We start from the raw sequence: 9,464 nt of genomic DNA on the forward strand, positions 1-9,464 counted from the left end.
CACACGCATCGCTGCCCGGAATCGGGTCGACTCCGGACTCAGCCCTGCAGCGCGGTACGCGCGAAACTGCTCAGTGCCTCCCGGTCCGGTTGCTGGGTCTTGGTCATCAGACTCGCCACGTGCTTCTCCACGGTCCGCGGCGAGATGTGCAGCCGGGACGCGATCGACTTGTTCCCGATCCGGTCCACCAGCAACTGACAGACCTCGAACTCGCGCGTCGTGATCCCGAGCTGCCGCAGATGCGCCGGCACCTGGTCCGACCCGGTCCGCCGCTGCGAAACGGTCGCACCGAGCTGCCGCATCAGGCTGCGGCACGCACTCGCCACCGGCTGGATGCCGGCGTTGTGGAAGTAGTCCTCGGCCTGCCGCAGCCAACCCACCGGGTCGCCCCATCCGTCCGCGTGCGCCGGTTCGGCCACCATCCGCAGCCCGAGGTGTCGCGCCAGCGGGAACAGCGACGCGGTCTCCGTCGCCTCCTGGACCTTGGCGTTGGCCGCTTCGGCCCGACCGTCGCGGCCGAGCAGTACGGCCTCTGCAAGCTGGACGAACTGCTTGTTCCATCGCATCCCGCTCGCAGCGGTCGCGGTGACCGCCTCGAAATGGGCCCAGCCGTTGCGTCCGGACAGTACGCCGAGCAGCAGCGCCAGACCGTTCTTCCCGGAGAGCTGGAAGGTGGTCGGGTTCTGCGCGTCGTACGCGAGCGCCTGCGCCAGCTCGGAGTCGGCGAGCTCCCGGTTCTCCTCCAGGAGTGCGCAGAACGTCCGGGCCAGTCCGTACGAGTACGGCAACTCGTACGACGCCCGTTCGCCGCCCCAGTTCGTGATCTCGGCCAGGGTCGCCTCCATCGCCGGCCGGCGGCCCTGGTGAGCCTCCAGGATCGCCTTCGTGGCCAGGAAGAACGTCGCCGACCGGCCGAGCCGCATCCGCCGGGTGACTTCGACGCACTCGCCGATAATCTCGGCGGCCCGCGAGTACTGGGACTGCAGGATCAGTTGCTGGCCGAGCATGCCGTCCACGTCGTAGACCAGCGAGATGGCGCCGATGCGGAGCGCCTGCTGCCGGGACCGCTCCAGCTCGGCGATCGTCCCGTCGGCGAGGTAGAGGCTGACCGCCTGGAGGATGTGCGAGGTGACCCGCTGGAGCGCCATCCCGTGGTCCTCGGCGATCCGCCGGGCCCGATGGAAGTAGTCGATCGACCGGTCGAGGTCGTGCTCGCGGGCCAGGATGCCCAGCAGCTGCAGGGCTTCGCAGGCCACCTCGGGCAGCTCGGCGCGTTCGGCCGCCGCGGCGGCGCGGGTGGCCAGCTCGGTGGCCGCCTTCAGCCGGCCGGGGTTCGTCCGGGCGAACTCGAGGTTGGCGGCGACCACGTCGATCGGCGCGAGGTCGGCGTCGCTGGCGTTGCTGCCGAGCAGCGACCGGGCGGTCGCGACATGCTGGAGCGCGGTCGCCCAACGGCCGGCGACCATCTCGGCGTCCGCGAGCTGGACGTGCAGCGCGGCGACCTTACGGCTGTCGAGATTGCGGTCGGCCAGTTCGTCGACGGTCGCGGTGTGGACGGCCAGCTGCTCGAAGCCGCCGGTCGCGGTGAGTGCGAGCAGCAGGGCGCCGAGCACCTCGGCCCGGTGGTCGATGTCGGGATCGGCTGCCAGCAGGGTGTTCGCGCGGTCCAGCAGATTGGCCGCCGAGCCGGTAGAGCCGTCGTCGAACGATCGTCGTCCGGCGAGGGCGAACAACTGGCCGGCGCGGATGGTGTCGCCACCGGACTCGGCGAGTTCGGCGACCATCGGGCACCATTCGCCGGGCAGTCCCGGATGCAGTTCCTCGACGGCGTCCGCGCACCGGCGGGCCATCGCGGAGCGTTCGGTCGGCGTCAGCCCGGCGAGCAGCGATTCGGCGGTCAGTGGATGCCGGAACGCGTACCAGTCCGGCGCCGGCTCGTCCGGACCGACCAGCTGGGCGGCCACGCCGGCCCGGAGCGTGGCCAGCAGCAACCGTTCGTCGGTCCCGGTCGCCGCGCGGACGATGCTCAGCGGGAACCGGTGCCCGATCACCGCGGCCAGCACGAGGATGTCCCGCGACTGCGGCCCGAGCTGCGCGGTCCGGCTGCTGATACTGCGTACCACCGCGGCCGGGACGATCGTGTGCAGGTCGTCGACGACCTCCACGCTGCCGTCCGGCCCGGACACCAGCTGCCCGCTGCGGTTCGCCTCCTGCAGCAATTCCTCAACGATGAAAGGGATTCCGGCGCTGTCGTTCCACAGCTGGTCCGTCAGCTGTTCCGGCACGCTGTCGGCCGGAACCTCCAGGCAGCCCGCGGCGAGTTCGGCGACCTCGCTCCGCCCCAGCGGTGGCAGCTCAACCAGTTCGGCGATCCCTCGCTGTGCAGACAGCCGTGCCAGTTCGTATGCCGGGCACGTCTCGGGGCGCATCGTCGCCACAAGCGCGATCGGCTGCGCGTCGAGGTTGTCGAGCAGGTACTCGATCACGGCCAGCGTCTCGGGGTCGGAGCCGTGCAGATCCTCCAGAACCAGGAGACAGCCGCGATCCCTGCCGACCAGGGCCAGCAGCCGCAGTACTGCCTCTCCGAGCACGACCGGTGACGCAGCGGTGTCGTGCGCGCTGCCGTCGTCCCAGTCCGGAACGAGGCGGCCGAGCACCTGCCGGTACGGGCCGAGGCCTTCGGTGGTGGGCATCTCGCCGCGCCGGATCAACGACAACAGCGCCTCGGTGAACGGGCGGAAGGCAACCATCGTGCCGATCGCCCCGACCCGTCCGCGCAGTGTCGTCATCCCCGCATCGAGGGCCTGCGTGGTGGCGGTCGCGGCCAGCCGGCTCTTTCCGATGCCGGGCTCGCCGACCAGGAAGATCGCACCACCCTGTCCGCCGCGGGCTCCGGCCAGCAGGCGGTGAAGGCTCTCGATCTCCCGCGCTCTGCCGACCACGGTAGGCGAACGGGTCTGCATGATTGCCAACTGTAACTACTGATGCTTGTCGCCGCAGGAGCCCGACCGAGGACCGGCCGCCCGCAACGGGCGGCCGATCACTCCATCAAACGTTCGCTGCTGCCGGCAAGCTGCTTACCCGCCGACGACCCACGGGCTGCCGTTGGGCACGGCGATGGCAGCCGCCATCGCGCTCACGCCGATGACGCCGATCAGGCCCATCGCCCGGGCGACGATGCGGTACCGCTTCGGCATCGTGATCGGGTCGGTGCGGTCCGGCGCAGTGAACTGCTCGTCTGCCCGAGCTTCGTGCTGAACATCGTGGTGCTGGGCGGTCATGCTGCTCTCCTGTCACAGTGTGGGCTTTGGCGCTGTGCCACACCTCGACCCGGCGGTTGGTTCGAGCAACAGGACGGACGGAACCCGTTCGGGGTACGCAAGACGGAGCAGCCCGTACCCGATCCCTGCCAGACCGGTCAGCAGGCCTGGAGACGGTACGGCGCGTGGTGTTCCGCACTGCGGCCCGTACTGCTGCACTGCCGCGAGCACCAACCCGGCACGACGTCGCCGTACCGCCTCTGCAGTTGGGTACTCACGTGCGGCGAGCCACATCAGTGACTCCACCGCTCCGAGCTCGCCATGGCACAGACTCAGGTCGGCGAGCACCGGACGTTCTGCCGCGGCCCTCAGATAGCTCTCGAGATCCGCTGGTACTCCGGCCGCCGCCCGGGCGAGCGCTGTCCCGGCGTCGCCCGAACACCAGCCGTGTCCGGCGGGTGCGTTCCGCCGGTCCAGGTCGGCTGCTGTCCGAGCGGCATCCAGGTACCTGTCACCAGGTACGCCGTACTGCCCGAGGGTCCATGCGATTCCCTGGAAGCCGCGAGCGAAGCCGTGTTCCGCTGCTACCCGGCCACGGAGGCCGCTCTCGACTGTGGTGACCAGGTGATCCGCGTACCGCTCGGCCAGTCGGTCGGCGGCCGGAAGTCCTTGTATTGCTTGCATCGCGGCCAGTCCGCCGGCCGCGCCTTCGACGTACGACGGGAACTCGGCGGGGTCCGTCGTGAGCTGTTCGGTGAGCTCCAGCGACGCTGCGAGCCAGCCGGCCAGGCCGGAGTCTCCGAGCAGCGTCGACAGCCGGTGCAGGCCGTAGCTGATTCCACCGAGACCGTTGAAACCGGCACCGACCAGGTGAGCGGACTCCAGGTCGCCGGCCAGGGCTCCGAGCAGCTGTGGGATCGGACGGATCGCGTCACGTGCCAGCTCGCAGTAGATGTCGGCTCCGGTGAGTACGCCGACCTGCGCGAGGAACAACGCAGTACCGGTGTAGCCGTTGGCCAAGCCGGCGCCCATGGAACGCACGGCCCACTGGTGGTCGTCCAGCAACTCCAGACCGAGCCAGTTCGCCGCACCGCCGGTTTCACCGATCACCTGGGCGACGATCTCGTCGGCGATGTCGGTGGCCGCAGCCAGCAGCTGATCCGGGTCTGCCTCGGTCGTGCCGAGGTGCTGCCGGCTGGCAGTGCTGACGTGCTTGATCGGCTCCGGGCGAATGGCCAGGGACGCGGAGATCAGCCAGGCCTGGCGGTGCTCGTCGACATCACTGAGACGCGCGATCTTCGCCTCGACCGCCGCAAGCCCTGTAGTAGCAAGAACATCGGCGATCCGGGTGCCGTCGGACGCCCTCACATCGGTGCTGTCCGGCTGTGCGGTGAACAGCGGTACGTCGCCCGCCCACAGGTCGGCCAGCTCGTGCGGAACGATCGCGTGCAGCGACTCGTCCGCATCCCACAACAGGTCGAGCAGCTGACTCCGGCCGGCTGCGTCGCGTAGGGCGTCCGGCTGGGTCGACTCGTCCAGCAGACCCTTGTACAGACTCGTGGGGCGGGGAACGAACCGGAGCTGGTCCGCGGCACACTGCGCCAACAGCCCGTCCGGGCCGAGGAACTCCTCGCGGTCCCGGGCAATCGCCTCATACGCGGCCCGAAACCCTGTCAGTACAGCGATTTCGTGCTCGCGTGGCTCGACCATCGCACCGTCGAGCATCGGTCGGTTGGCAGCGCTGGTCAGCTGTCCGGGACGGCGGACCAGATGCATCGAGTCCAGCCCGGCGTCGGCCCAGTCGACCACGCTCATCGGCGCGGTCGACTCGCCGTCACCGCCGAGTCCGGACACATCCGCAAGGCCGTACTCGCCCGAGACAAGCAGCGGAAGCAGTGCGGTGCGGTAGACCGAGCCGAGCAGCGACTGGTACGCCGGATCGTGGCTCGACGTGGTCACCGCGAGGTGACTGGGGTGGAACAGCGTCTCGACGTCCACCAGCACCGGCTGGTCGCCTGCGGCGATCAGGTTCTCGAAATGCATGTCGGTGCCGTCGAGCACATACAGGAGCGCCAGCAGAGCGCCCTGCCGGTGGTAGAACCGCCGTACGCCGGCGAAGTCCTTGCAGGGTTGGTGAACGACGTACTCCAGCCAGCCATAGCCATCGCGAGTGAGCAGCCGGACCTTGCGGATGTCCAGGGCCGTCTTGGCGTTCAGCCAGTCCACGAAGGAGTTGAAGTGCTGGTGGAGCTCGAGCGGCCGCGGCTTGTAGACCAGCCGCCGTCCGTCCGCGAAGGTGAGGATCGCGGTGCACCGACCGCCCCGGTGCGGATCGCCGCCGGGGTCGATACCGGTGAGTGCGCCGGGGTCGCGGCCGTCCAGCAGCCCGGTGACGAGTGACTCACGGTCCTCGGCGAGCCGTGCCAGCAGCTCGAGGTGACCCTCGACGCCCTGTCGGCACGACTCGCCCAGAACCCGGGCCAGCACCGGGTATGCGGCCAGGAACTCCGCCAGCTCGCTCCCTCCGACAAGCCGGTGGGTGAAGTCGAGGAACCGTGCGGCAGGGGTGTCGCCGGCCAGCTCACCGCGGTCCCGGGCCCGGGCGAGCTCCAGGACCAGCGTGCGGGCGGCCAGCTTCACCAGGCGGAGTCCTAGCCGCTGCAGGAACTGCTCGGCGACCACGCCGGTGTGCCCGACCGCGGCCAGGTCCCGGCGGGCCGAGTCCAGCAGCGGTTCCAGGCAAGGCATGAGCGCCTGCCGCCAGTCCGTGCCGGACCCATCCGTTGCCGCGGCCGCTCCACCTGACGTGTAGCCGCCAATGACACCGGTCCCTGCAGGGTCTCGACCGGCGGCAGGCGCGCTCGGTGGGAGAGAGGTACTGCGCTCCACGTACTCGGCCCAGGCCGGCGCGGAGTGGGTCAACTCGTGCGGTCGAACGCCCGCGGACCACCAGCTCTTGCGCTGGCTGATCCGGGCGGTTCCCGCGGTCGCTGAGTTGAGCACGCGCTCAGGCTGCCATCGGGGGGAGTACCCGGGCATGGGTACTCAGCCCCCATATTCTTGGCCGTTCCGCGAGAAGGTAGCTGAGTGTCGACCGGTGTCTGCCGCGGGGTGACGACTGGGGGGGTGGACGCCCCCGCGGCAGCGGACCGGGCCGGCCGGCCCTTGGTGGAGGGCCGTCGGCACGCCGGGAACGATGCCCGTGCCGGAGCGGGCCGGGCAAGGGCTGCGAACCCCCATTTTCGGGTCGCCGTCCGGGCCGTCGAGGATGGGGGCACACCGGCCGGAACTTGGGTGCGGAATCCCCATGCGTGAACCGGACCCGCCCTGACACGGTGGGCGCGTGCTCACTGTCGCTCCCGGACTTCCCGTCTCAGCTCACTCTGTGCTGGACGTCGTACCGCAGCTGCCCGGTCAGTCGGCTGCGGCCGCGCTCCGGGAAACGGCAGAGGTAGCACTGGCCGCCGACGACCTCGGATACCGCCGATTCTGGCTGGGAGAGCAGCATGGTGTCCGAGGCGTCGGCGGGGCGGCACCGGCCGTACTGGCCGCAGTACTGGCCGCTCGGACCGACCGGATCCGCCTGGGAGCCGGCGGGGTCCTACTGACCAACCATCAGCCGCTCGTCGTCGCGGAACAGTTCGCCGCGCTCGCAGCGGCGTACCCGAGTCGGATCGACCTGGGTGTGGAAGAGCAGCGCAGTGTTGCACCTAGTACTGCGGCAGCACTCGCTGGCGGCGCACGCGACTCGTTCCCGCAACGGCTGGACGAGCTGTGTGGGTTCTTGCGCGACGGAACGCCTGGCCGGGTGCCGGTAGGCGACGTACGGCTGTCACTGGCTGGACTGCCGCCGCCGGTCTTTGTGCTGGCCGATCACCCGCGCACTGCAGTGACTGCCGCCGTACGTGGCCTGCCTCTGTTCCTGGCGCACCACTGCGCAGCTGCGGTGACGCCTGCTGCTGTGGAGGCGTACCGCGAGCACTTCGAGCCGACAGGTCCGAAGGTGCGGCCGTACCTGGCCGTCACGGTCGGAGTGGTCGCGGCTGACTCCGACGAAGAGGCTGTGGTCCGGTTCGCGGAGTACGTCCGAGTGAAGACCCGGCTGGCTGCTGCTGGACCACGGGTCACCTCAGCCGACCTGGTGGCGTTGCTGGACCCGCCGTTGACCGGTCGCGAGCGTGGTCGTGCAGAACGGCTGATGGACGACCACGGGTACATCGTCGGCTCCCGTGCGACGGTCGCGGTCGAGCTGGGCGAGCTGGTGGCGAGTACGACGGCAGACGAGGTCATGCTCGTCCCGCTGGCCTTCGACGGACTGATCCGCTCGGCGATCCTCCGCACCGTCGCAGCCGGTCTCACCCGCATCGTCCGTACGGTCCCCAGGCACACACCGCCCCTGATCGCCACCGCCTAGTCTGGGTACTACGAACCAGACGAGAGGCGGGGCCATGTCATCGGAGCGGGAAGTCGTCGAGGCGTGTCCGACCGAGCTGTTCATCGGAGGCAAGTGGGTAGCGGCCGAGGGCGGCAAGACTCTCGCCGTCGAGGACCCGGCCACCGGTGCGACGCTCTGCGACGTGGCGGACGCCAGTCCGGCCGACGGCAAGGCAGCGCTGGACGCAGCGGTTGCCGCGCAGGCGGAGTGGGCCGCCACGCCACCACGTGTGCGTGGCGAGATCCTGCGCCGTACCTATGAGCTGATGACCGAGCGGGTCGACGACCTGGCGCTGCTGATGACGCTCGAGATGGGCAAGCCAGTTGCGGAGTCCAAGGGCGAGATCGCTTACGCCGCTGAGTTCTTCCGCTGGTTCGCGGAGGAAGCGGTCCGGATCGAGGGCGGGTACCAGATCGCACCGAACGGCTCGAGCCGCTTCCTGCTGATGCGCCAGCCGGTCGGACCGTGCCTGCTCATCACCCCGTGGAACTTCCCGGCTGCGATGGGTGCCCGCAAGATCGGACCGGCCGTTGCCGCCGGCTGCACGATGGTGATCAAGCCGGCCGCGCAGACGCCGCTGTCGATGCTGAAGCTGGCCGAGTTGATGACCGAGGCCGGCCTGCCCGCCGGCGTCCTGAACGTGATCACTACCCACAATGCGGGCGGCGTGATGGAGCCGTTGATCCGCGACGGCCGGGCCCGCAAGCTGTCCTTCACCGGTTCGACCCCGGTCGGCCGCAGGCTGATCGAGCAGGCGGCGGACCAGGTACTGCGGACGAGCATGGAGTTGGGTGGGAATGCGCCGCTGCTCGTGTTCGAGGACGCCGACCTGGACAAGGCGGTCGACGGCGCGATGCTGGCCAAGATGCGCAACGGCGGCGAGGCCTGTACGTCGGCCAACCGGATCTACGTGCATTCGTCGGTGATGGAGGAGTTCTCGTCCCGGCTGACCGAGCGGATGGCGGCGCTCAAGGTCGGCCGCGGTACCGAGGCGGGGGTCGACGTCGGTCCGTTGATCGACGGCACACAACGGGACAAGGTCGCCGACCTGGTCGCCGACGCGATCGCCCGGGGCGCGCGTGCGTTGACCGGCGGTTCGGTTGCCGAGGGCAACGGGTACTTCTTCCAGCCGACGGTGCTGGCCGACGTACCGGCGACCGCGCGGTTGCAGAAGGAGGAGATCTTCGGGCCGGTGGCGCCGCTGACCGCGTTCGAGACCGAGGACGAGGCCGTGCGGATGGCGAACGACACGGAGTTCGGGCTGGTCTCCTACCTGTTCACGAAGGACCTGAGTCGCGCCCTCCGGGTCTCCGAACGCCTGGAGGCCGGCATGATCGGCCTCAACCAGGGCATCGTCTCCAACCCCGCGGCCCCCTTCGGCGGCGTAAAACAATCCGGCCTCGGCCGCGAAGGCGGCACCGTAGGCATAGACGAATACCTGGAACTCAAATACGTAGCAGTAAACATCGACTAACCAGCAGAACCAGAAAAAAGAGAAGCAAGAGAAAGATAAAGAACAGAGAAAGAAGAGATCTAGAGTGGTGGCTGCCTTCGGCGGTCAGTCGAAGGTCTGACTGTGCGACGCAGGCGGCCGACGGCCCCACCAGGATCACCGCCTCCCGTCGGCATTCGTCATCCACAGCCCTGCCGAGTCGTGGCGAATGGTTCCGACCCCGAACGCCGAGTCGTGGATCGTGGCAGATTTTCTGAACCACTCTCCACGACTCGACGACCGACAGGCCCGGAGCCGGTTCCCACGACTCGGCGAG

5 protein-coding genes are annotated in these 9,464 nt (G+C 69.4%); 2 read left to right on the top strand and 3 right to left on the bottom strand.

Going from position 1 to position 9,464, the window contains the following annotated elements; genetic code table 11:
- Positions 1-38: 38 nt before the first annotated feature.
- The 3 genes from ABT313_RS44605 to ABT313_RS44615 form a co-directional block, all read right to left on the bottom strand.
- Entirely contained in the window at positions 39-2,963 is a 2,925-nt protein-coding gene (locus ABT313_RS44605; RefSeq protein WP_350867179.1) for an ATP-binding protein, read from the bottom strand.
- 114 nt (positions 2,964-3,077) lie between these two features.
- Positions 3,078-3,281, bottom strand: coding sequence for a hypothetical protein (locus ABT313_RS44610; protein ID WP_350867182.1), 204 nt, complete (start codon positions 3,279-3,281; stop codon positions 3,078-3,080).
- A gap of 12 nt (positions 3,282-3,293) precedes the next feature.
- A complete protein-coding gene (locus ABT313_RS44615; RefSeq protein WP_350867184.1) occupies positions 3,294-6,008 on the bottom strand; it encodes a type 2 lanthipeptide synthetase LanM family protein in 2,715 nt (904 codons plus the stop codon).
- A 595-nt stretch (positions 6,009-6,603) separates the two neighbouring features.
- Here ABT313_RS44615 and ABT313_RS44620 point away from each other — a divergent pair.
- Together ABT313_RS44620 and ABT313_RS44625 are read left to right on the top strand one after the other, a co-directional pair.
- Entirely contained in the window at positions 6,604-7,674 is a 1,071-nt protein-coding gene (locus ABT313_RS44620; protein WP_350867187.1) for an MsnO8 family LLM class oxidoreductase, read from the top strand.
- A 34-nt stretch (positions 7,675-7,708) separates the two neighbouring features.
- On the top strand, positions 7,709-9,169 hold the full coding sequence (locus ABT313_RS44625; RefSeq protein ID WP_350867190.1) for an NAD-dependent succinate-semialdehyde dehydrogenase: 1,461 nt from the start codon (positions 7,709-7,711) through the stop codon (positions 9,167-9,169).
- Positions 9,170-9,464 lie beyond the last annotated feature (295 nt).

It is taken from the genome of Kribbella sp. NPDC000426, assembly GCF_040300265.1.
Lineage (GTDB): Bacteria > Actinomycetota > Actinomycetes > Propionibacteriales > Kribbellaceae > Kribbella.

Excerpts from the sequence above, each read along its gene's own strand:
- ABT313_RS44605 (WP_350867179.1), bottom strand. The coding sequence starts at position 2,963 with ATGCAGACCCGTTCGCCTACCGTGGTCGGCAGAGCGCGGGAGATCGAG.
- ABT313_RS44625 (WP_350867190.1), top strand. The coding sequence starts at position 7,709 with ATGTCATCGGAGCGGGAAGTCGTCGAGGCGTGTCCGACCGAGCTGTTC.
- ABT313_RS44610 (WP_350867182.1), bottom strand. The coding sequence starts at position 3,281 with ATGACCGCCCAGCACCACGATGTTCAGCACGAAGCTCGGGCAGACGAG.
- ABT313_RS44615 (WP_350867184.1), bottom strand. The coding sequence starts at position 6,008 with ATGCCTTGCCTGGAACCGCTGCTGGACTCGGCCCGCCGGGACCTGGCC.